Here is a 21,350-nt window from a genome sequence, read left to right as displayed (position 1 = left end):
GGCCCTTCGTCTTTCCCCGCCTAGGCTGGAGGGGTGAACGTGCCTGCTGTCCCTGCCCCTCGTGGCTACCGCATCGCAGGCCTGTCGATCCTCATCGTCGCTGCCCTGGCTGCCCTCGTCGTCGCCCTCGCCGTCGGCGGGGGAGCGCAGGCCCCGTTGCTGGTCGATCCGGGCCCCGTCGTGCTGTGGGGGCTGCCGACCGCCAAGCTCATCAGCAACCTCGGCGCGGCGGCCATGCTCGGCTCGCTCGTGCTGGCCCTGTTCGCCCTCCGCAGTGGCTCTCGCCCCTTCGACCTCTCCGTCGACACGGCATCCGTCGGCGCCGCCGTGTTCACTGTCAGCTCGGGTCTGACCGCGTTCCTCACCTTCATGGCCGCTTTCAACCCGAAGCTCAGCTCCGGTCAGGCCTTCGGCGAGCAGTTCGGCTCCTTCCTGCTCGAGATCCCGCTCGGTCAGGCCTGGTTGATCACCACGCTCATGGGTGCCGTCGTCACCGTGATGGCCTTCGCCTGGCGCAACTGGACGGGCACGCTGCTCACCGCGATCCTCGCCGCGGCATCCCTCATCCCCATGGCCACGCAGGGCCACAACGGTGACCTCTCCGGTCACACCCTCGCGGTCAACGCCATCCTGCTGCACACGGTCGGTGCCGCCGTCTGGCTCGGAGGTCTGCTCCTGCTTGTGCTCCTGCGCCAGTCCACCGCCCTCCGCACGTCGGCGAAGAAGCGCGGCACGGATGCCACAGACCTGCGCGCCCTCGTCTCGCGATACTCCTCGCTCGCGCTCGCGGCGTTCGCCGTCGTCGCCGTCTCCGGTATCGCCCGCGGCGCCGTCGCCCTCGGCGACTGGAACGCCCTGTGGAGCCCCTACGGCCTGATCATGCTGGCCAAGGCGGCGCTGCTGGTGGGGCTCGGCCTGTTCGGCCTCTGGTACCGCCTGCGTCTCATCCCGCACCTTGACGGTCCGCACGCCGCCCGCTCGTTCTGGGCTCTCGTCCTCGGCGAACTGGCCCTGATGGGCTTGGCATCGGGGGCGGCCGCCGCGCTCGCCCGCACACCTCCGCCGGTCGGCGACGAGGCTCCGGCCGCACAGACCCCGGCCGAGCGCCTCACCACGCAGCCGTTGCCGCCGGAGTTCACGCTCGACCGCTGGTTCACCAGCTTCGACATCGACATCCTGTGGCTGGTCGCCGGTGCTCTGGGCCTGTTCTTCTACCTCGCCGGCGTCCGCCGTCTGCGGGCTCGGGGCGATGCCTGGCCGATCTACCGCACGATCTTCTGGGTCGCCGGCATCCTGCTGCTGATCTGGGTGACCTGCGGGCCGATCAACGCGTACCAGGAGTACCTCTTCTCGATCCACATGCTCGGGCACATGATGCTCTCCATGGCGATCCCGCTGCTGCTGGTGTCGTCGGCACCGATCACGCTCGCGCTGCGCGCGATCCACAAGCGCACTGACGGCACCCGTGGCGGGCGCGAGTGGATCATGTGGGCCGTGCACTCGCCGGCATCCCGCATCCTCACCCAGCCGTTCGTCGCAGCGGCGATCTTCATCGTCTCGCTGTGGGCGTTCTACTTCACCGACCTCGTGCGCTGGTCGATGTACGACCACCTGGGGCACGAGTGGATGATCATCCACTTCCTCATCTCGGGCTACCTGTTCGTCATGTCACTCGTGGGCATCGACCCGGTGCCCTACCGCCTGCCCTACCCGGGCCGGCTCATCACCCTCATCGCGGTGATGGCGATGCATGCGTTCTTCGGCATGGCGCTGATGATGCAGGAGGGTCTGATGGTCGCCGAATGGTTCGGCTCCATGGGTCGCACCTGGGGGCCGACGCCCATGGAAGACCAGTACATCGGCGGCGGCATCGCCTGGTCCATCGGCGAGATTCCCACGCTGATCCTCGCGATCACCGTGGCGATCCAGTGGTCGCGGTCGGATGCCCGCCTGCAGAAGCGCCGCGATCGGCACGCCGACCGCACCGGCGACGCCGAGCTTGCGGAGTACAACGCCCAGCTCGCGGCGCTCGCCGAGCGCGACCGCCGCTCGAACGGCTGAGCCAGGATCGACCGAGGAATCAGTCCAGGTCGGCGTCGGGGGAGCCGACCATGATCGACGCCGAACCGTCGGCGAGGATCGTGATCGTCCCATCGACGCGGAACGGCACATCCTCGGTGACCTTGTCGACGTGACCGTCGAACAGCGACATGATGTCGACCTGGATGCGCGCCACCGCGGTGGTCGCGGGGATAGCCCAGTGCTCGCCGTCGGGCACGACCGAGACTTTCGGATGCCGCTCGATCGACCACTTCGGGGTCGAGACCACCCGGTTCTGCACCTCGTACCCGAACGGGCAGGCGGTCGGCTGCAGCACCTCCTGCGTGGCGCAGGCGGTGAGGAACTCGGTGACGCGATCCTGCACGACCTTGATGAACTCCGCCGTCGGCTCCGCCTGCACCTGCACCGGGGTGCGGGCGAGCGGTGAGTCGGCCAGCACGCTGAGGCCCGGCGTGCTCGAGATGGCCGTGTCGACGGTCACCGAGTACACCCCTGGGGTGAACACCAGCAGCGGCAGCGGGTCGTCGGCCTTGGCATCCATCCCGTCGACCGACACCTGCCGGCGATCGATCTCGAAACCGTTCACCGAGAATTGATCCGCACCGCGGAGGGTGAGGTCGATCTCGGCGAGCGGGCTGGCGGCGAAGCGCCAGTTGGGCACGACACCCATCCAGCCGTCCTGTACGACCAGGAAGCTCGTGGTGCCGCTCACACCACCGGCGCTGTAGTCGGCGGTGACCGTCACGACATCGCCGTCCTGCTTCTCGCCGATGATCTCGACGTCGTCGAGCGGGGCGAGCGCGGCGTGGCGCAGCAGCGCCTCGGATGCCGTGGGGTCCAGGCCGGTCTGCTCGAGCACGGCGCTGTCGACTGCGACGCCGGGGATCTGCAGCGCGTCGGCCGCGCGACCGTCCGAGAGCAGCTCGAGGTAGCGGCCGACGAAGGCGGAGGGGCCGTAGAACTGCTGGTACACGGCTTGGCCGCCGGCGGTGAGGGCGGCGGCGAGCAGGATGCCGATGACGGCGAGGATCGTCAGATCCGACGACAGGCGCGCCTGACGTCGATTCCCCCGCTGTGCCTCCGGCATGGCGCCAGTCTAGGAGCGCGCCCCTGGGACGACGCCGAGCGTGCACCGCGCGGCTTAGCATGGGGGGCGTGTCTTCCCCCACCCTCTCGGCCGAACAGCAGGAGCTGTTCGAGCTGATCGAGGGCACGTCGGAGCACGTGTTCATCACGGGGCGTGCCGGCACGGGCAAGTCGACCCTGCTGCAGCACTTCGCGTGGAACACCAAGAAGCAGATCGCGATCTGCGCCCCCACCGGGGTGGCGGCGCTGAACGTCGAGGGCCAGACGATCCATTCGCTGTTCCGTCTGCCGATCGGGCTGATCGCCGAGCAGGAGATCGAGCAGTCGGATGCCACCCGCCGCATCCTCAACGCGATCGAGACCCTCGTGATCGACGAGATATCGATGGTCAACGCCGACCTGATGGATGCCATCGACCGGTCGCTGCGCCAGGCCAGGGGGCGGCGCTCGCAGCCCTTCGGCGGCGTGCAGGTGGTGATGTTCGGCGATCCGTACCAGCTGGCTCCTGTGCCGCCGCGCGGCGATGAGCTGCGCTACATCCGGGATCACTACCGCTCGTTCTGGTTCTTCGACGCCAAGGTGTGGACCGGGGGCCTCTCCACCGCGGACGGTGGGCTGCTCGACATCGATCTGCCCGGCGCGCCGCTGCACGTGCGGGAGCTGGTGCAGATCCACCGTCAGTCCGATGACGGGTTCAAGGCGATGCTCAACGCGGTGCGCTACGGACGGGTGACGGCCGACATCGCCGAGGTGCTCAACGCGCACGGTGCCCGTACCCCGCCGGAGCCGGAACCGGGCGAGGTGCCGATCATCACGCTCGCCACCCGCAACGACATCGTCAACGGCATCAACCGGCGCCACCTCGAGGCGCTGCCGGGCAAGGCGCAGACCGCGACGGCCGAGGTGAGCGGCGACTTCGGACGCGGCGAGGCGAACTATCCCGCCGACGCCGAACTCAAGCTCAAGGTGGGCGCGCAGGTGATGTTCCTGCGCAATGACACCGGGATGGGCGGTGAACCCCCACGGTGGGTGAACGGCTCGATCGGCACGGTGACGCGCATCCTCGGCGGCACGGTGCGCGTGGATGTCGACGGGGACGAGTTCGACGTCGAACCGGCGGTCTGGGAGCGGTACCGCTACGCCTACAACCCCGGCACGAAGACGCTCTCGCGCGAGGTGGTGGCCGAGTTCACCCAGTTCCCGTTGCGCCTGGCGTGGGCCGTGACCATCCACAAGTCGCAGGGCAAGACGTACGACCGCGCGGTCATCGATCTGGGCTCAGGGGCTTTCGCTCCCGGGCAGACCTATGTGGCGCTGTCACGGCTCACCTCGATCGACGGGCTCTACCTGTCGCGGCCGCTCCGGCCCCGCGACATCCTCGTCGACGAAGACGTGCGCCGCTTCATGCGTGAGGCGTGGGAGGCCCGCCAGGCCACCTCGTAAAGGCCGCCTCTCAGCATCCGGCCTCTAGACTCCAAGCATGCAGCTACGTTCGTCGCGCCGTCTGCGCGCCGCCATCGGTGCCGCCGTCGTGCTCACGCTCGCCCTGACCGGATGCTCTGGCGATGAGACGCTCACCTACACGCCGCCGGCTCAGGCCGAGGGCGAGCTGCCGGGCGACACCGTCGCTCAGCTGCAGGCCGCCGTCGATCAGGCGCTCGAGGTCAGCGGCACCCCCGGTGCCGTCGTGGGCGTGTGGGTGCCGTGGAGCGGCACCTGGGTGTCGGCCACGGGTACCCAGGGCGCCGCCGGCGACCAGAAGGTCACCACCGACATGTCGTTCCGTGCGGCGACGGTGACCAGGCAGATGACCTGCGATGTGCTGTACGGCATGGCCGACGAGAAGCTCATCCCGCTCGACGGTGCGGTGCCCGACTATGTGCCCGGCGTCGCCGACATGGAGGACGTCACCCTGCTCGACCTGTGCAACGGCACCGCCGGTATCGGGTCGTCGAAGGCCACGGTGCAGCCATACCTGATGAACACCCCCGGCCGGGTGTGGGCTCCGCTGCAGCTGGCCAGCTTCGGCCTCGGCGAGAAGCGCAGCGAGGTCGGCGTGTACCGCGACTCGGATGCCGGCTACCTCATGCTCGGCATGGCCCTGGAGCGTGCCTCGGGCAAGACGGCCAGTGAGCTGATCGCCGAGTACGTCACCCAGCCGCTGGGCCTGGAGGCGACCGAGCTGCCCGGCGATGAGGCCGCCGACCCGGCTCCGTCGCCGGCGATGGCCGGCAACTATCTGCCCAAGCTCGAGGGCGGGTACAACTGCACGGCCCCGGTCGAGGCGACCACGATGTCGGCCAGTGCCGGGTTCACCGATTCGGGCGTGACGACGACGATCGAAGAGCTCGGCCGTTATGTGCAGGCCGAGGCGCGCCAGGCACTGCGGCCGGAGGGGGCCAAGCCCGCCCGTTACGCGGAGCCGCTGCCCATCTCCGACAAGTCGGCCTCCTGGTATCAGACCACCGGAGGCGCGTACCTCGTCGGATCGATGATCGGCCAGCAGGGGTCGATCCTCGGCTACTCGACGGCTGCCTTCTCCGACCCGGCGACCGGCTTCACGGTCGCGGTCAGCATGAACAACTCGTCATCGGGCAGCACCGCCACCTACCTCGCCTGGCAGCTTGCGGCGATCGCCTCGAAGGCACCCGCCGCCGAGGGGCAGACCGTCCCCGAGTTCGGTCTGCCGTTCACGGCTGAGCAGTACCAGGCGAAGATCGCCGAGACCAAGACCTGCGTCGCTCCCCCCGCGGAGTGAGTGCGGCTGTGGCATCCGGCTCGCGCAGCGTCGCGGTCGGGCTCGTCGCGGTCGGACTGATCTGTCAGGAGGTCGGCGCCTCGCTCGCGGTGCTGCTGTTCCCGCAGATGGGGCCGCTGGGCATGGTCATGCTGCGCCTGGTCTTCTCGGCGCTCATCCTCACGCTCATCGCGCGCCCGTCCCTGCGCGGGCATTCGGCACACGCGTGGCGCGCCGCGCTGATGCTCGGCGGTGTGCTGGCGCTGATGAACGGGCTGTTCTACCTCGCCCTGCGTGAACTCCCCCTCGGCGTGACGGTCACGATCGAGGTGCTCGGGCCGCTCGCGCTCGCCGTGGCCGTCGCCCGCTCGCGGGCGGCGTGGCTATGGGCAGGGCTGGCGCTGCTCGGCATCCTGGCCCTCGGTGGCGGTGGCTGGGACCGCCTCACCGTGACCGGCGTGCTGTTCGCCCTCGGCGCCGCGGCGAGCTGGGCCGGCTACATCCTCGCCTCCGCGCGCGTGGGGCAGGAGTTCGAGCGGTTGGACGGGCTGGCGCTGGCGATGATCTTCGGGGCGGTGCTGTCGCTGCCCTTCGGCATCGTGGATGCCGGGGCGTCGCTGCTGCGTCTGGAACTCGTCGCGCTCGGCGCTGCCGTCGCCGTGCTCTCGTCGACCATCCCGTACGCCCTCGAACTGATCGCCCTGCGGCGACTGGCCCCCGCTGTGTTCGGGGTGCTGATGAGTCTCGGGCCGGCGACGGCGAGTCTCGCCGGGTTCCTGCTGCTCGGACAGCACCTCAGCGTGCTGGAGGTGATCGGCATCGCGCTGGTCGTGATCGCCAGTGCCGGTGCCGTGTGGGCGGGTCGCGATCGCCCCGACGGACCCGCGCTCGGCACCCCGACCACCCCCGTTCCGACGCCGGTCTCCTGACGGAGCCCCCAGAGGCGCGTGGGAGGATGGACAGATGCGCCCCACCCGCAGGGCCCACCTGATCCGTGGGTCGCTCGCCGCCTCGATCGCGACGTTCGTCGCGCTCGCGTCGCACGTCTGGGTGGGCGGTGCGATGCCAGGGATGCTGGGCGTCGCCGTGCCGTGGGTGCTCTCGGTCATGGTCTGCACGCTGCTGGCCGGCAGGCGCCTGTCGCTGCTGCGGCTGAGCGCGTCCGTGCTGCTGTCGCAGGCGCTCTTTCACGTGCTCTTCGTGCTCGGCACGATCACGCCGCAGGCCGGCCCGACCGCGCATGACCACGGTGCCCCGATCCTGCTGCCGGCGACGGGAGCTGCGGCGTTCGTGCCCGAGGATGCCGGGATGTGGCTCGCTCATGTCGCGGCGGCGGTGTGCACGATCGCGCTGCTGCACCGTGGCGAGCGGACCGTGCAGGCGCTGTCGGTGCTCGCGGCCGAACTGGTGGCCTGGGCCCGTCGCCTCATCATCGTGCCCGTGCCGGCGCCGTCTCCGGTGGGTGTGCGCCGACGCTGGGCGATCACGCGGGCGCCGCTGCGCCGTGACCCGCTGCTCTCCGCCCTGCGGCGACGTGGGCCTCCTCTTCGTCTGATCTGACCCCCATCACAGACCAGACACCGCCGCGTCTGCGGCATCCGAAAGAGGTAACCCATGTCCCGTATCCGTACCCTGCTGGCCGGCGCCGCCGTCGCGACCGCCGCCGTCCTGTTTGCCGCCGCTCCCGCCTCGGCGCACGACGAGCTCGTCTCGGCCGATCCTGCCGCCGACGCCGTGCTCACCGAGGCCCCCGAGCAGCTGACCCTGACCTTCTCGAGCAACCTGCTCTCGATCGACGAGGCGAGTTCGGGAACCGCGATCGTCGTCACCGATGAGAGCGGCACCGACTGGGTCGACGGTGCCCCCACCGTGCAGGCCGACACGGTCAGCGTGCCGCTGAAGACCGGCGTGCCGAACGGCGCCTACAGCGTCACCTGGCAGGTCGTCTCGAGCGATGGTCACCCCACGTCGGGCGACTACTCCTTCCGCGTCGACGCCCCGGAGGCGGCGGCCACCCCGAGCGCCGAACCGGAGCAGTCGACTGCGGCGCCGTCGGCCGATGCGTCGGCTGAACCGACCCCCAGCGCGACGCCCGAAGAGGGCGCTGCCGACTACCTGCCTGGTGCGCTGATCGGCCTCGTCGGTGTGCTCGCCCTCGTCGGTGTCGTGGTGTGGGTCATGCTCGCGCGCAAGCGCAAGGCCTGAGATAAAGTTCGCCCATGACGATCATCGACAACGGCATCTACGTCGATGGTGTCCGCACCGAGAATCCGCGCAGCCTGGATGAGACCTTCCGGCTCATGCGGAGCCGGGGCGGCATGGGCTGGATCGGCCTGTACCGGCCCACCGAACCCGAACTGCAGGCGGTCGCCCAGGAGTTCGGACTGCACGAGCTCGCGGTGGAAGACGCCCTCGCCGGTCACCAGCGCCCCAAAATTGAGCGCTACGGCGAGGGACTGTTTGTCGTACTGCGCCCGGCCCGGTACGTGGATGCCCAGGAGCGCGTGGAGTTCGGCGAGGTGCACATCTTCGTCGGCCCCGACTTCGTCGTCACGGTGAGACATGCGGAACGGCCGGATCTGGCCCGGGTGCGCGAGCGGCTCGAACATGACCCCGAGCTGCTCGCCCTCGGGCCGGAGGCCGTGCTGTACGCCATTGTCGATGAGGTCGTGGATGAGTACGCCCCCGTGCTCGCGGGCCTGGAGAACGACATCGACGAGATCGAGACGCAGCTCTTCGAGGAGGATGTCGATGCCACCCAGCGCATCTACGACCTCGCCCGCGAGGTGATCGACTTCCAGCGGGCGGTGGCCCCGCTCACCGCGATGGTCGAGGTGCTGCGCGGTGGCGAGCAGCATCCGGTCGATCGCGAGCTCATGCGCCGCCTGCGTGACGTGCAGGACCACACCATCCGCATCGCCGAGCGCGCGAGCTCGTTCCGCAGCATCCTCGATAACGCGCTCACGGTCGAGGCGACGATCGTCGGCCGCCGCCAGAACGAGGAGATGCGGCGGATGACCGAGCTCGGCATCCGGCAGAACGAAGAGGTCAAGAAGATCTCGGGCTGGGCGGCCATCATCTTCGCTCCGACCCTCGTGGGCAGCATCTACGGCATGAACTTCGATCACATGCCTGAGCTGCACTGGGTGTGGGGCTACCCGATGGCGCTCGGGCTGATGGTCGCCGTCGGCGCCGGCCTGTACGCCGTGTTCAAGCGGAAGGGCTGGTTCTGACCTCGTCGCCGCGGCCGCGCGATCGGCGGGGCTTGTGCGGAGCGGTGAGCGCATCGCGCACCACGATGGCGCGGCGCATGTCGGCCATGATCGGGTCGAAGAACCGCTCCCGGTAGCGCTGCTCGCTGACGGCCGAGAACACGAACGGCAGCGTGGCGATCAGCGAGAGCAGCGCTGCGGCCTTGAACAGGTTGTAGGTGAGGGGCAGGGTCACGCCCCCGACGCTGACGTACTCGATGGTCATCGGCTGCTCGGGGCTGCCGGCGCCGAGCCACAGGCCGATGACACCGGGCGGCACAGCGACCGCGCCGAGCGCGACCAGGAGGGTCCACAGCAGGCCGGCGAAGAAGAGGGCCTGCAGCAGCTGCGCCACCGCCATCACCAACAGGATGTTGCCGCGCTGTGCCAGCCCGAGCGGCTGCGTCGCGTCGCTGACGAGCTCGCGGTTCGCGGCAGGGCTGTCGACGAGCATCGCTGCACGCTCTTCGCGAGAGAGGGTCTGCTTCATCTCGTCGATCTCGGAGGCACAGACCCGCAGCACGACCGCGACGGCCAGGCCGCCGACGAAGAGACCGACGAGCGCGAGCGACAACGGGGTGAGCGCGGTCGCCATCTGCCACACCTCGGCCGAGAAGAACGCGAACACGACGAGCATGAGGATCACCGGCAGGGCGATGGATGCCATGTTGCTCACCGCCGAGGCGTTGCGCACGGCGAGGCGCGCCGCCCAGGAGACGAGGGCGCCGCCGCCCATCCCGGTCACGAGTGCGCACAGCAGCAGGATGCCGAGCGCGCCGACGACGGGGCTGACGGTGGCGCGAGGGTCGGTGGCGTAGCCGACGATGATGACGGCGGCCAGGCAGGCCACGATGATGAGGCCGGCGATGACGTTCCCCGCCACCCGCGGGACCCGCCGCAGCACCGCGCGCAGGATGCCGTAGCCGGCCCAGGCCAGGGCGGCGCTGATCAGCACGATCACCACGACCGAGAGCGACACCAGCCATCCGTCGACCTCTCCCAGCAGCTCCACGCTGGCCGCGATCGTCTCGTCCAGGGCATCCCGCAGCAGCAGGCTGATGATCGTGACCCACAGGATGAGCGGGGCGACGCGCCGCGGCAGATCGGTGAACCAGCGGCGCAACGGTACGAACGTCGGCAGGCCGAGTTCGCGGAACCACTGGTCGGCGCCGCGGTTGATGGCCGGCGCGCTGCCGAGGGTCTTCAGGGTGGTGGTGCTCACGGAGCAGAGATTACGCGAGCCGGCGCGCGGTGGTCACGATCTGCGGCCGTCAGGCCACGCCGAACACGAGGAACAGCGCGCAGGCGGCGCCGAGGGCGAGCGTCGCCGCGGTGGCCAGCAGCATCGGCCAGGCGCCGTAGGGGAGGGCCGCCTCGCCCCGCCCGAGCGCGTCATTCACCCGGTGGTATCCGCGCGCCGCGACGAAATAGGCGGCTACCGACAGGCCGGCCCCGAGAATGCCGAGCACGATCGCGAACACCCCGACGAGCTCGACGGTGAAGCGGGCCGCGACCAGGCTGCCCACCGCGAACGACAGGCAGGTGCGGCGCCAGGCGAGCAGAGTCCGCTCCGGCTGCAAACCGGGGTCGAACAGCTCGGAACTGCTCACACGAAGACTCCGATGGCCACGAGGGCAACGGCGACGATGACGCCCACGACGAGAGCGGCGCCGATCGGCAGCCCAGGCAGGGGCTTGCCGCGCCGCATGGCGCGCTCGGTCGACATCCATCCGAACCACGCCTGCAGGGCGGCAAGGGTGCCGAGCGCGAGGAACACGCTGGCCGCGGCGATGCGCCACCCCGTCGCCTCGGGCAGTGCCAGCGCCTCCAGCGCGAAGGCCGCGGCGTACATCGCCAGGGCGGTGCGCAGCCAGGCGAGGAAGGTGCGCTCGTTGGCGAGGCTGAAGCGGGGATCGGGCTCGTCGCCCTCGCGGAAGACCCGCTGCGGGAACCGGCGGCCGTTCACGATCGAGCCAACACGGAACGGAGCGCGGGCATCGAGGTCACGTTCTCATCGTAGCGACGTGGCCCGGGCGGCGCCGGGGCCGTCAGCCCGCGCCAGAATGGAGCCATGAGCTTCGACGAGGATCCGCATCCGTTCGACGCGATCACCGCAGCCGACCTGCGGGCGGCGGGAAGTCTGAAGTGGACGCTGTATCCCGACGCGATCGGGGCGTTCGTCGCCGAGGCGGATTTCGGGGTCGCGCCGCAGATCACCCGTGCGGTGCGAGACGCGATGGATGCCGGGTTCACGGGCTATCCGGCGCCGTGGCTGACCGCCCGGCTGCAGGCCGCGACGGCGCGCTGGCAGGCCGAGCAGTACGGCTGGGACGTCGCGTCGGACGACGTGCAGCTGGTGCCTGACGTGATCGCCGCGTTCGAGTTCGTGATCGAGCGCTTCACCGCGCCGGGTGCTGCGATCATCGTGCCGACGCCGGCGTACATGCCCTTCCTCACGGTGCCGCAGCGGCACGGACGGCGGGTGATCGAGGTGCCGAGCATCCTCGCCGACGGACGCTGGACGATGGATCTGGATGCGGTGGCCGCGGCGTTCGCCGACGGAGCCGAGATGCTCGTGCTGTGCAACCCGCACAACCCGTTGGGAACGGTGCTCGCGCGCGATGAGCTGCTGCGGATCGCGGAGGTGGTGACGGATGCCGGCGGTCGGGTGTTCGCGGATGAGATCCACGCCCCGCTCGTGTTCGCCCCGGCGCAGCACGTGCCGTACGCCTCGGTGTCGGATGCGGCCGCCGCGCACACGGTGACGGCGACCTCGGCGTCGAAGGCGTGGAACCTGGCCGGCTTCAAGTGCGCGCAGCTGATCCTCTCGAACGACGAGTCGCGCGAGGCGTGGCGAGCCGACGGCGGCTGGGCGGGGCATGGCACCGCGACGATCGGCTCCGTCGCTCAGGTGGCGGCGTACAGCGAGGGTGCGGACTGGCTTGCCGACGTCGTGGCGTATCTCGACGGCAACCGCCGGCTGCTGGCAGAGCTCGTCGCCGAGCATCTGCCCGGGGTGCGGATGACGGTGCCGGAGGGCACCTACATCGCGTTCCTGGACTTCCGCGACACCGGGCTGACCGGCGACCTGGGGGAGTGGTTCCGCGAGCACGCGGGGGTCGCGATGACCGACGGTTCGGCGTGCGGGAGGGCCGGCGCAGGCTTCACGAGATTCGTGTTCGCCACCCCGCGCCCGATCCTGCGGGCGGCGGTGGAGCAGATGGGGGCGGCGCTGCGCGGCCTCCCATCCGCAGCGTCCGCCGGATCCGCTTAGGGGCGCGCATGAGCCGGGCATCCGACCGTCTTGCCGAGGCCGCCGCGGTGCGGCCGTCCGCGCGGCAGCTCGCCTGGCAGCTGCGGGAGTTCTACGGGTTCCTCCACTTCGGCATGAACACGATGACCGACCGCGAGTGGGGGCTGGGCCGGGAGGATCCGGCGCTGTTCGATCCGGCCGAGGTGGATGCGCGGGAGTGGGTGCGCGACCTAGCGGCGGCGGGGATGACGGGGGTGATCCTCACCTGCAAGCATCATGACGGTTTCGCGCTGTGGCCGAGCGCGCAGTCGGCGCATACGGTCGCCGCGAGCCCCTGGCGCGGCGGGGACGGCGACCTCGTGCGTGAGGTGGCGGACGCATGCCGCGCGGAGGGCCTCGGTTTCGGGGTGTATCTGTCGCCGTGGGATCGCACCGAGGCGAGCTATGGTGCGGGCCGCGCCTACGACGACTTCTTCGTCGCGCAGCTGACCGAGCTGCTCACCGGCTACGGGCCGGTGTTCGCGGTCTGGCTCGACGGCGCGAACGGCGAGGGCGCCGACGGGCGCCGGCAGTACTACGACTGGGATCGCTACTACGAGGTGATCCGGCGGCTGCAGCCTGACGCGGTGATCAGCGTTTGCGGACCTGATGTGCGCTGGTGCGGCAATGAGGTAGGGCACACCAGGGCAGAGGAGTGGAGTGTGGTGCCGGCGTCGCTGCGCGAGGCGGAGCTCACCGAGTCGCGATCGCAGCGGGTCGACGACGGGCAGTTCTCGCGGAGCGTGCGCAGCGATGACGACGATCTGGGCGGGCGGTCTGCGATTCTCGGCTCCGACGAGCCGCTGGCCTGGTACCCGGCCGAGGTGAACACGTCGACGAGGCCGGGGTGGTTTCATCATGCGGCGGAGGATGCCCTGGTGCGCTCCGCGGCGGAGCTGTTCGAGATCTACCGGCGCAGCGTCGGGGGCAACGCGACGTTTCTGTTGAACGTGCCGCCGGCGGCGAGCGGACGCATCGCCGACGCGGACCGGCGGATGCTGGCCGAGCTCGGCGCCCGCATCCGGTCGCTCGACGAGACCGACCTCGCCCTGGCGGCGACGGTCACGTACTCGTCGTCACCGCTGGCGGCCGCTCCCGGCGTGGGTGGCGTGTGGCGGCCGGAGCAGGCGGATCCCGCACCGACTGTGCGGCTGCGGTTCGCCGCGGATGCCGCCCTTGCCGGCGTTGGGCTGCGCGAGGACATTGCCGAGGGGCAGCAGATCGACGGCTTCGTCGTGCGGCTGCGCGACGCGCAGGGGTCGCTGCTGGCCGAGCATGCCGGGGCGAGTGTGGGCGCGCAGCGCATCGTCGACACCCCGGCCCACGGCGTGCGCGAGGTGCAGATCGAGATCACCGGATCGCGCGGCCCCCTGGCCCTGTCGCAGGTACGGGTGTTCGCGGGCACCGGGACGTGGTGACGGCGGCCCGTGTCGGTGAGGGCCGCTATGGTCGCCTCCATGGATGCCACCGACGCGCTTTCTGGACTGATGACCGCGATTGACGAGCGTCGCTGGGAAGATCTCAGCGCGTTCCTTCATCCGGACTTCACGTGCCGCCTGGTGCACACGGGCGAGGTGTTCGATCGCGACGCGTGGGTGACGTTCAACGCAGGCTACCCGGGGTTCGGACGACTGATCGTGGAAGACCTGGTCGGCTCAGGTGACGCTGCGGCCTCCCGGGCGCTGGTGTCGGGGCGGTCGGAGGCCGGCGTGCAGCACTTCGCATGTGCGAGTTTCGCCCACCTTCGCGACGGGCTGATCGTCGAACTCGTCGAGGTGTGGACCGACCTCGAGCAGGACGCGCCCGAGGGTACGCGCGGCGCGTAATATCGTGCGTCGTCCTGCAGCGTGGCTCCGCGATGGCGGGGCGCGCACGCGCTAGAGTTCGGACGCGCGACAGGCGATGCCAGAGGTTCGCGTTCGGTGCGACGACGTGTCGCGCCTCATCAATCAGAACGGAACTCCATCATGACCGGCATTGCGCGCAAGGCTCTCACCGAAGCGCTCGGCACCTTCCTCTTCGTCATCAGCATCATCGGGGCGGTGAACAGCGGCAGCCCGCTGACGCCTCTGGCCATCGGCCTCGCTCTGGCGGTGCTCGTCTACTCGACCGGGCACATCTCGGGCGGTCACCTCAACCCCGCCGTCTCGGTGGGTGTGTTCCTGCGCGGCGGGATGAGCGTCACCGACCTGGTCGTCTACATCGTGGCGCAGCTGGTGGGTGGCGCGCTTGCGGCCCTCGTGAGCCTGGCGCTGTGGCCGGTCGCCGAGTCGGCGACCGAGATCGAGGTGGGCCCGGCGTTCCTCGTCGAGGCGCTGTTCACGTTCGTGCTGGTGTGGGTCGTGCTGAACGTCGCCACCTCGAAGGACAACGACGGCAACTCGTTCTACGGCCTGGCCATCGGTGGCGCCGTGTTCGTCGGCGCGACCACCGTCGGCGCGATCTCGGGCGGTGGCTTCAACCCGGCCGTCGCGCTGGGCCTGTCGATCAGCGGCCAGTTCGCGTGGAGCAACCTGTGGCTGTACGTGCTGGCTCCGATCGTGGGTGCCGCGCTCGCTGCGGTCATGTTCCGCGTGCTCAAGGCCGACGACTCGACCAAGGTCGCCTGACCTACTGACGTATGAGCGCCGGGTCCCTGCGGGGGTCCGGCGCTCTGTCGTGTGCGGGCCGGCGGGTGAAGTGGAGGGGCTGACGGGAATCGAACCCGCGCTATCTGCTTGGGAAGCAGAAGTTCTGCCATTGAACTACAGCCCCGCACTCCCGAAGGAGCACCGTCAGCCTACCCCACAACCGCGGTCGCCTCAGGATCCGCACAGCGGCTGACCCGGGTCATCCCTCAGACTGACGCGCGCGACAGGGCCGCATCCGTAGCGTCGAAGACATGATCACAGCAGAAGGTCTCACCAAGAGGTTCGGCGACAAAAAGGCCGTCGACGACGTGTCGTTCACGGTCAAGCCCGGTTCGGTCACCGGCTTCCTCGGCCCGAACGGCGCCGGAAAGTCCACGACCATGCGCATGATCGTCGGCCTCGACAAGCCCACGGACGGCAGCGTCACCGTGAACGGCCAGAGCTACGGCACCATGAAGGCGCCGCTCACCGAGGTGGGCGTGCTGCTCGACGCCAAGGCCGTGCACACCGGGCGCTCCGCCCGCGACCACCTGCGCGCCATGGCCGCCACGCACGGCATCCCGAACTCCCGCGTCGACGAGGTCATCGACCTCGCCGGCATCGGCTCGGTCGCCCGCAAGCGCGCCGGCAAGTTCTCACTCGGCATGGGACAGCGCCTCGGCATCGCCGCAGCCCTGCTCGGCGACCCGCACACGCTCATCCTCGACGAGCCCGTCAACGGCCTCGACCCCGAGGGCGTGCTCTGGGTGCGCCAGTTCGTGCGCTACGCCGCATCCGAAGGTCGCACGGTGCTGCTCTCCAGCCACCTGATGAGCGAGATGGCGCAGACCGCCGACCACGTGATCGTGCTCGGCCGCGGCCAGGTGCTCGCCGACGCACCGCTCGACGAGCTCGTGCGCTCGTGGACCACCGCCACCGTGCGGGTACGCACCCCTCGCGTCGCCGACCTCGCCGTCGCCGTCGCAGGCCCGGCCACCGAGATCGTGAGCACCGGCCCCGAATCCCTGCAGATCATCGGCCTCGACGCATCCCGCATCGGCGACATCGCCGCCGACCGCGGCATCCCCCTGCACGAACTCACCCCCACCACCGGCTCGCTCGAAGATGCCTACCTGGCGCTCACCGGCGATGCCGTCGAATATCGCAGCATGGAGGTCGCAGCATGACCACGCAGACCGCGCCCGCCGCACAGGCCGCGCCCCTCACCGCCCCCGCATCCGGCTACCGACTCTCGTTCGCTCGCGTGCTGCGCAGCGAGTGGATCAAGCTCGCCACCGTCCGCTCCACCTGGTGGTCGGTCGCCATCACCGCCGCCCTCACCATCGGCATCGCCGTGCTCATCGCGCTCGCCGTCGGCAAGGTGCCCGGGTTCACCGGCATCACGGCCGTGATCATGCCGATCCAGTTCACGATGCTGCTCGCCGGCATCCTCGGCGTCATCTCGGTGACCGGTGAGTACTCGACCGGCATGATCCGCTCGACCCTCACCGCGGTGCCCGCGCGCGGGGTCGTGCTCGCCGCGAAGGCCGTCGTGATGGCCCTCGTGCTGTTCTTCACCTCGCTGGCGATCTTCTTCGCCGCGGCCGTCGTCGTCTCGCCGATCTTCGCCGACACCGCCGGGGCGATCGACTGGGCATCGTTTGACGGCACGTACCTGCCGATCCTCGTCGCCTCGGCGTCGATGGCGGCCTTCGCCCTCATCGGTGTCGCCCTCGGTTTCGTGCTCCGCTCCGGCGCCGGAGCGATCGCCGCCGTGGTCGGCCTGCTGTTCGTGCTGCCGATCGTCGTGCAGATGTTCGCGATGGCGGGCGAGGCGTGGAAGTGGGTGCTGGATGCCGGAAACTACCTGCCGATGGCGGCCGCACAGTTCGCGATCCTGCCCAGTGAGCAGGCTCCGGTCGATGCCAACACCGCCTACCTCACGCTCGCCGCGTGGGTGGTCGGCGGGCTGCTCGCCGCCTGGGCGGTGCTGCGCACACGCGACGCCTGATCGACCGCATGACACGGCCCGCTCCGCCATCCCGGCGGGGCGGGCCTTGCGCATCCTCCCCGCCCTGGACAGAATCAGCGCAACGGGGGAATCGAGGTCGCGATGGGTGAAGTCATCGGAGCGCTGCTGCCGTATGCGGTCGGTGTGGCGATCAGCCCGGTGCCGCTCATCGCCGTCATCCTCACCCTGCTCGGCCCGAGGGCACGCACGAGCAGCCTGGGCTTTCTCGTCGGCTGGGTCATCGGCATCCTCATCGGCTTCACCGTCCTCTCACTGCTGTCGGGGCTGCTTCCCGAGGCCGGCGACACCGGCCCGCGGCCCGTGATCGGCGTGATCCAGGTGGCCCTCGGCCTGCTGCTGGTGTGGATCTCGGCGCGGCAATGGCAGCAGCGTCCGCATCGGGGTGACGTGCCAGAGCTACCCGGCTGGATGCAGAAGATCGACTCCTACGGCTTCGGGCGCTCACTGCGACTGGGATTGGCGCTCGCTGTCGCCAACCCGAAGAACCTCACGTTGACGGCCAGCGCGAGCGTCGTCGTCGGCTCGGCGGAGCTGGGCGGCACGGCCGCCGCTGTCGCGGTGGGGGTGTTCACGGCGTTGGGGGCATCGAGCGTGATCATCCCGGTGCTGGGCATGCAGATCGCCGGCGACCGGCTGGCCGGCCCCCTGGCATCCCTGCGCGCGTGGCTCACCCGCGAGAACCACGTGATCATGGCCGTGCTGTTCCTCATCCTCGGCGTCAACGCCATCGGCTCGGGGATCGGCTCGATCTGGCCGTAGGGTATGGGTGTGCTTCTCAGCGACCGCGACATCAAAGCAGAACTCGCCTCTGGTCGGATCGGCCTCGCGCCGCATGACCCCGACATGGTGCAGCCCTCGAGCGTCGACGTGCGCCTGGACCGGTACTTCCGGCTGTTCGACAACCACAAGTACCCGTTCATCGACCCGTCGGAGGATCAGCCCGAGCTGACCCGGCTGATCGAGGTCGCACCCGACGAGCCGTTCATCCTGCACCCCGGGGAGTTCGCACTCGGTGCCACCTTCGAGCAGGTGACGCTGCCCGACGACACCGCCGCACGGCTGGAGGGCAAGTCGTCGCTCGGCCGCCTGGGCCTCATCACGCACTCGACCGCCGGGTTCATCGACCCGGGGTTCACGGGTCACGTCACCCTCGAGCTCGCGAACGTCGCGACCCTGCCGATCAAGCTCTGGCCCGGCATGAAGATCGGCCAGCTGTGCTTCTTCCGTCTCACCTCGCCGGCCGAGAACCCCTACGGTTCCGGTCCGTACGGCAACCGCTACCAGGGGCAGCGTGGGCCTACGGCCTCGCGCTCGTTCCAGAACTTCCACCGCACCGACGTCGGGACCACCGACGCCGGTGCCGTGGGCGGCTGAGGGTCGCTCAGCGCGCGTCGCGCGCGTGATGCCCGCACGGCGCATCGGTCGCGGGATGCCGGTCGTCGTGCGCGAACGCCGGGCGTCCGCGGCCGAAGCCGCGCGGACCCCAGCCGTGTCGCGGACCGAAGGGGTGATGTCCGTCGTGGCCGTGGTGGTGGTCGTGGCCGTGGGGGTGGTCGTGATGGTCCTGACCGTGGTGACCATGACCGTGGTGACCATGCCGGTGGATGCCCCGCGGGCCGCGCTGCGGGCGGGGGAGCTTCTGCCCCTCCTGCCAGCCGAACTCGCGGGCGATCTTCTCGAGTGACGCGGTCATGGCCTGGTACTCCTCGGGGGAGACGGCGGATGCCACGCGCGCGCGGATCTCTTCGACGGCGGCGCCGAGGCGTTCCTTGGCCAGGCGGCCGGCGTCTGTGAGCGCCCAACCGTCGGCGGTGCGCTCGATCCAGCCGTGCAGCTGCAGGGTGCGCAGCTTCGGGCTGCGCGGCAGTCGCGGGCTGGGCACGGTTCCGTCGATGCGGTTCAGCAGGCGCCAGTCGCGGCGGGTGACGCCCTCGTCGGCGAAGAGGGTGGCGAACTCGGCCTCGAGCAGGCGGTCGACCGCGGTGACCCAGGAGCCGAAGGGGCGGGTGTTCTCAGGAGTGGAGTCGGTGTTCATCAGCGTGTCCTTTACTTGTCATGTTGCATGTACATGCAGTGTGACATGCACTTTGAATGCATGTCAAGTCACATGTAAAGTCGAGGCGTGACTTCCGACGACTCCGCCGACGCCATCGCAGCAGCGCTCGCTCGTCTGCGCGGTCGCCGCGGCCCGTGGCCGCATCACCACGAGCATGACCACGAGCATCCGCATGACAACGAGCATCCGCACGGGCACGATCGCGGCCCGCGCGGCTTCGGTCCGCCGGGTTCGGGTGGCCCCTTCGGCCGCGGGCGCGGCCCCTTCTTCGCCGACGGTGCCCGCCATGGCGCGCCCGCCGTCATCCGCATGATCGAGGCGCTCGCCGCGGCATCCGGCCCGCTCGGCGTCAGCGATCTCGCCGCCGCGATCGGCGTCGATCAGCCGCGCGCCTCTCGTCTGGTGCAACAGGGGGTCGATCGCGGCTGGGTGCGCCGCGAGGCCGACCCCGATGACGCGCGCCGCACCCGCATCGCCCTCACCGACGACGGCACCCGCCTGTTCTCCGGCGTGCGTGGCGAACGCCGCCAGGTGCTCTCCTCCGCGCTCGAGGCCTTCACCGCCGAAGAGCGCGCCGAACTCGCCCGCCTGCTCACCAAGCTCGCCGACAACTGGGGCTGAACCCGCGACGCACGCGAAAGGGGGCGGATGCCGCAGCATCCGCCCCCTCGCTGATCTCACATCAGCCGGCGCAGGTCACCTTCGCGTCGGCCCAGTTTGCGTGATCGCGGTAGTTGACACCGTTGGTGCCGACCACGAGCCGCAGTTCGTCGACGTCTGTGACATCGACGGTGAGCGGGGTGCCGGGGTTGTCCCACAGGATAGGTGCCGAGGTGTGCAGCAGCTGGCCGTCGCCGTACACCTGGTAGATCACGTTGCCCTCGCCCTTCTCGTCCTTCGAGTCATCGAGGCCGAGCACGGTGGTGAACGTGGTGCACTGACCGCCGAGGTAGATCTCGACCGATGAGTCGGCGTGCGTGCCCAGACCCTTGGCGTACACGACGCCGCCGATCGTGATCGGCGTGCCGTCACCGGCCGCGTTCTCACCGTTGGACATGTCGCGCTCGACCGGGCCCCAGCCGTTGCTCTCGTTCAGGAACGGCAGGTCGCTCACGAACGCCGTGCCCTTCGGAGCCGTCGGCTCACCGGAGTTGGTCGTCTCGGAGCAGGTGAACTTCGCGTTCGCCCAGTCAGCGTGGTCGTTGCCGTTGTCGTCTCCGCCGTCGGTGACGATGAGCTCGACGAACTGACCACCCGTGACGTTCGCGTTCAGCGCGTAGGTCGGCGTCGTCGGCCGCATCACCGGCGAGGTGGCGACGGTACGACCGTCTACCCGCACCGTGAAGACCACCGAGCCGCGCGTGGTCTGCTTGTCATCCAGACCCACGCTCGCGGTGAACGCCGTGCACTGACCGCCCAGGAAGTACTTCACGTTGCTCGGGGCGTGGGCGCCCAGACCCTTCGCGAAGACCTGCCCGTTGAGCGCCAGCGGTCCACCGTCGCCGGCGGCCTGCGGCCCGTTGGCCATGTCGCGCTCGACAGGACCCCAGCCGTTGGTCGCGCTCACCCAATCGTGATCGCTGGCGAAGACGGTCGTCGTCGGCGGCTTCGGCAGCGTCTTCACCTGGGTGACGGTGCGAACCGTGCGCTCGCCGATCGGGTCGACCGTGGTCGTGTAGGTCGCCGTCGCGGTGATGTCGTACACGCCATCGGCGGATGCCGGAGCCGTGATGCGCCACTGCGTCGCCAGCGTGCCCTGCGGGGCGAGGGTGGCTGCGGTCGCTGCGGTGACGGCCTCGGCCTTCCATCCCTCGGGCAGGCTGAGCTTCACCGAGACGTCGGCGATCGGTGCCGACTCGTCCGAGACGAACGTCGTCGTGAAGGTCGACGGCGTGTTCTGCTGCACCACGTCACCGCTGAGCTTGCCGCTCAGCTGCGCGCAGGCAGGGATCGCGTCCGATGCGCCGAGATCCTCGACGAGGAAGTCATCCAGGATGAAGTCGGCCACGCCGCTGCCCACACGGTCGAGACCCACGAAGGTGTCGCCGCAGGTGCCGGCATCGATGATCTGCTCGAACCGCGTGGTCTCGTGAACCTCGCCGATCGGGGTGCGCGAGGTCACCCGCGGGCCGGTCGAGGAGTCGTAGCCGGTCACCCAGCTGTACTGACCCGCCGCCGTGGCGGTCGAGTGCTACGCCGTCGACGCGCAACCGCGCATGGACGAGG

Annotated in this window: 22 protein-coding genes and 1 tRNA gene; 16 read left to right on the top strand and 7 right to left on the bottom strand. The window is 70.0% G+C overall.

Features of this window, described 5'->3' with window-relative positions; translation table 11 throughout:
• Positions 1-33 precede the first annotated feature (33 nt).
• Positions 34-2,061: a bifunctional copper resistance protein CopD/cytochrome c oxidase assembly protein gene (locus WDU93_RS02445; RefSeq protein ID WP_337316998.1), complete on the top strand. Its 2,028-nt coding sequence runs from the start codon at positions 34-36 to the stop codon at positions 2,059-2,061.
• Between the two features lie 19 nt (positions 2,062-2,080).
• Here the strand turns inward: WDU93_RS02445 and WDU93_RS02440 are convergent, their stop codons facing one another.
• Positions 2,081-3,148 carry a hypothetical protein gene (locus WDU93_RS02440; protein ID WP_337316996.1) on the bottom strand — a complete coding sequence of 356 codons (1,068 nt, stop codon included), beginning with the start codon at positions 3,146-3,148 and terminating at the stop codon, positions 2,081-2,083.
• A gap of 68 nt (positions 3,149-3,216) precedes the next feature.
• Between WDU93_RS02440 and WDU93_RS02435 the strand changes: the two genes are divergently transcribed.
• Genes WDU93_RS02435 through corA form a run of 6 tightly spaced genes read left to right on the top strand, consistent with a single transcriptional unit; the run spans position 3,217 to position 9,117 of the window.
• Positions 3,217-4,590, top strand: coding sequence for an ATP-dependent DNA helicase (locus WDU93_RS02435; protein ID WP_420064031.1), 1,374 nt, complete (start codon positions 3,217-3,219; stop codon positions 4,588-4,590).
• Positions 4,591-4,627: 37 nt separating this feature from the next.
• Positions 4,628-5,905 (top strand): serine hydrolase domain-containing protein, encoded by a 1,278-nt coding sequence (locus WDU93_RS02430; protein ID WP_337316991.1) that lies wholly within the window; start codon positions 4,628-4,630, stop codon positions 5,903-5,905.
• Complete coding sequence (locus WDU93_RS02425; RefSeq protein ID WP_337316988.1) at positions 5,902-6,813, top strand: EamA family transporter; 912 nt, start codon at positions 5,902-5,904, stop codon at positions 6,811-6,813. The genes WDU93_RS02430 and WDU93_RS02425 overlap by 4 nt, the downstream gene beginning before the upstream one ends.
• Positions 6,814-6,847: 34 nt before the next feature.
• Complete coding sequence (locus tag WDU93_RS02420) at positions 6,848-7,444, top strand: hypothetical protein (RefSeq protein WP_337316986.1); 597 nt, start codon at positions 6,848-6,850, stop codon at positions 7,442-7,444.
• Positions 7,445-7,498: 54 nt separating this feature from the next.
• A complete protein-coding gene (locus WDU93_RS02415) occupies positions 7,499-8,089 on the top strand; it encodes a copper resistance CopC family protein (RefSeq protein ID WP_337316983.1) in 591 nt (196 codons plus the stop codon).
• A gap of 14 nt (positions 8,090-8,103) precedes the next feature.
• Entirely contained in the window at positions 8,104-9,117 is a 1,014-nt protein-coding gene (gene corA / locus WDU93_RS02410; RefSeq protein WP_337316982.1) for a magnesium/cobalt transporter CorA, read from the top strand.
• Here corA and WDU93_RS02405 read toward each other — a convergent pair.
• Genes WDU93_RS02405 through WDU93_RS02395 form a run of 3 tightly spaced genes read right to left on the bottom strand, consistent with a single transcriptional unit; the run spans position 9,095 to position 11,101 of the window.
• Positions 9,095-10,357 carry a hypothetical protein gene (locus WDU93_RS02405; RefSeq protein WP_337316980.1) on the bottom strand — a complete coding sequence of 421 codons (1,263 nt, stop codon included), beginning with the start codon at positions 10,355-10,357 and terminating at the stop codon, positions 9,095-9,097. The genes corA and WDU93_RS02405 overlap by 23 nt on opposite strands.
• 49 nt (positions 10,358-10,406) lie before the next feature.
• Positions 10,407-10,745, bottom strand: coding sequence for a DUF202 domain-containing protein (locus WDU93_RS02400; RefSeq protein WP_337316978.1), 339 nt, complete (start codon positions 10,743-10,745; stop codon positions 10,407-10,409).
• The gene (locus WDU93_RS02395) at positions 10,742-11,101 is read right to left on the bottom strand and encodes a YidH family protein (protein WP_337316976.1); all 360 of its coding nucleotides are present in this window, start codon (positions 11,099-11,101) and stop codon (positions 10,742-10,744) included. The genes WDU93_RS02400 and WDU93_RS02395 overlap by 4 nt, the downstream gene beginning before the upstream one ends.
• A gap of 105 nt (positions 11,102-11,206) precedes the next feature.
• Here WDU93_RS02395 and WDU93_RS02390 point away from each other — a divergent pair, with 105 nt between their 5' ends.
• The 4 genes from WDU93_RS02390 (at position 11,207) to WDU93_RS02375 (ending at position 15,036) form a co-directional block, all read left to right on the top strand.
• Positions 11,207-12,409: a MalY/PatB family protein gene (locus WDU93_RS02390; protein ID WP_337316975.1), complete on the top strand. Its 1,203-nt coding sequence runs from the start codon at positions 11,207-11,209 to the stop codon at positions 12,407-12,409.
• A gap of 8 nt (positions 12,410-12,417) precedes the next feature.
• Entirely contained in the window at positions 12,418-13,845 is a 1,428-nt protein-coding gene (locus WDU93_RS02385) for an alpha-L-fucosidase (RefSeq protein WP_337316973.1), read from the top strand.
• Positions 13,846-13,884: 39 nt separating this feature from the next.
• Positions 13,885-14,253: a nuclear transport factor 2 family protein gene (locus WDU93_RS02380; protein WP_337316971.1), complete on the top strand. Its 369-nt coding sequence runs from the start codon at positions 13,885-13,887 to the stop codon at positions 14,251-14,253.
• A gap of 141 nt (positions 14,254-14,394) precedes the next feature.
• Complete coding sequence (locus tag WDU93_RS02375) at positions 14,395-15,036, top strand: MIP/aquaporin family protein (protein WP_337316967.1); 642 nt, start codon at positions 14,395-14,397, stop codon at positions 15,034-15,036.
• 71 nt (positions 15,037-15,107) lie between these two features.
• Here the strand turns inward: WDU93_RS02375 and WDU93_RS02370 are convergent.
• A tRNA-Gly gene (locus tag WDU93_RS02370) sits at positions 15,108-15,181 on the bottom strand.
• A 127-nt stretch (positions 15,182-15,308) separates the two neighbouring features.
• On the opposite strand from WDU93_RS02370, the gene WDU93_RS02365 reads away from it, so the two are divergent.
• The 4 genes from WDU93_RS02365 to dcd all read left to right on the top strand — a co-directional run bounded on the left by WDU93_RS02365 (position 15,309) and on the right by dcd (position 18,442).
• Entirely contained in the window at positions 15,309-16,223 is a 915-nt protein-coding gene (locus tag WDU93_RS02365; RefSeq protein WP_337316964.1) for an ABC transporter ATP-binding protein, read from the top strand.
• Positions 16,220-17,047 (top strand): ABC transporter permease, encoded by an 828-nt coding sequence (locus tag WDU93_RS02360; protein WP_337316962.1) that lies wholly within the window; start codon positions 16,220-16,222, stop codon positions 17,045-17,047. The genes WDU93_RS02365 and WDU93_RS02360 overlap by 4 nt, the downstream gene beginning before the upstream one ends.
• A 102-nt stretch (positions 17,048-17,149) precedes the next feature.
• Positions 17,150-17,827, top strand: coding sequence for a GAP family protein (locus tag WDU93_RS02355; RefSeq protein ID WP_337316959.1), 678 nt, complete (start codon positions 17,150-17,152; stop codon positions 17,825-17,827).
• 9 nt (positions 17,828-17,836) lie between these two features.
• Positions 17,837-18,442, top strand: a complete 606-nt coding sequence (gene dcd / locus WDU93_RS02350; protein WP_337316957.1) for a dCTP deaminase — start codon at positions 17,837-17,839, stop codon at positions 18,440-18,442.
• 7 nt (positions 18,443-18,449) lie between these two features.
• Here dcd and WDU93_RS02345 read toward each other — a convergent pair whose 3' ends face one another.
• Positions 18,450-19,103: a MarR family winged helix-turn-helix transcriptional regulator gene (locus WDU93_RS02345; protein ID WP_337316955.1), complete on the bottom strand. Its 654-nt coding sequence runs from the start codon at positions 19,101-19,103 to the stop codon at positions 18,450-18,452.
• Between the two features lie 87 nt (positions 19,104-19,190).
• Between WDU93_RS02345 and WDU93_RS02340 the strand changes: the two genes are divergently transcribed.
• Positions 19,191-19,745, top strand: coding sequence for a MarR family winged helix-turn-helix transcriptional regulator (locus WDU93_RS02340; protein WP_337316953.1), 555 nt, complete (start codon positions 19,191-19,193; stop codon positions 19,743-19,745).
• 61 nt (positions 19,746-19,806) lie between these two features.
• Here the strand turns inward: WDU93_RS02340 and WDU93_RS02335 are convergent, their stop codons facing one another.
• Positions 19,807-21,279, bottom strand: coding sequence for an NPCBM/NEW2 domain-containing protein (locus tag WDU93_RS02335; protein ID WP_337316951.1), 1,473 nt, complete (start codon positions 21,277-21,279; stop codon positions 19,807-19,809).
• Between the last annotated feature and the right edge of the window lie 71 nt (positions 21,280-21,350).

Origin of the sequence: Microbacterium istanbulense, assembly GCF_037204145.1 — a bacterium.
Taxonomy (GTDB): Bacteria; Actinomycetota; Actinomycetes; order Actinomycetales; family Microbacteriaceae; genus Microbacterium; species Microbacterium istanbulense.
This window is presented reverse-complemented; position numbering and strand designations above follow the sequence as displayed.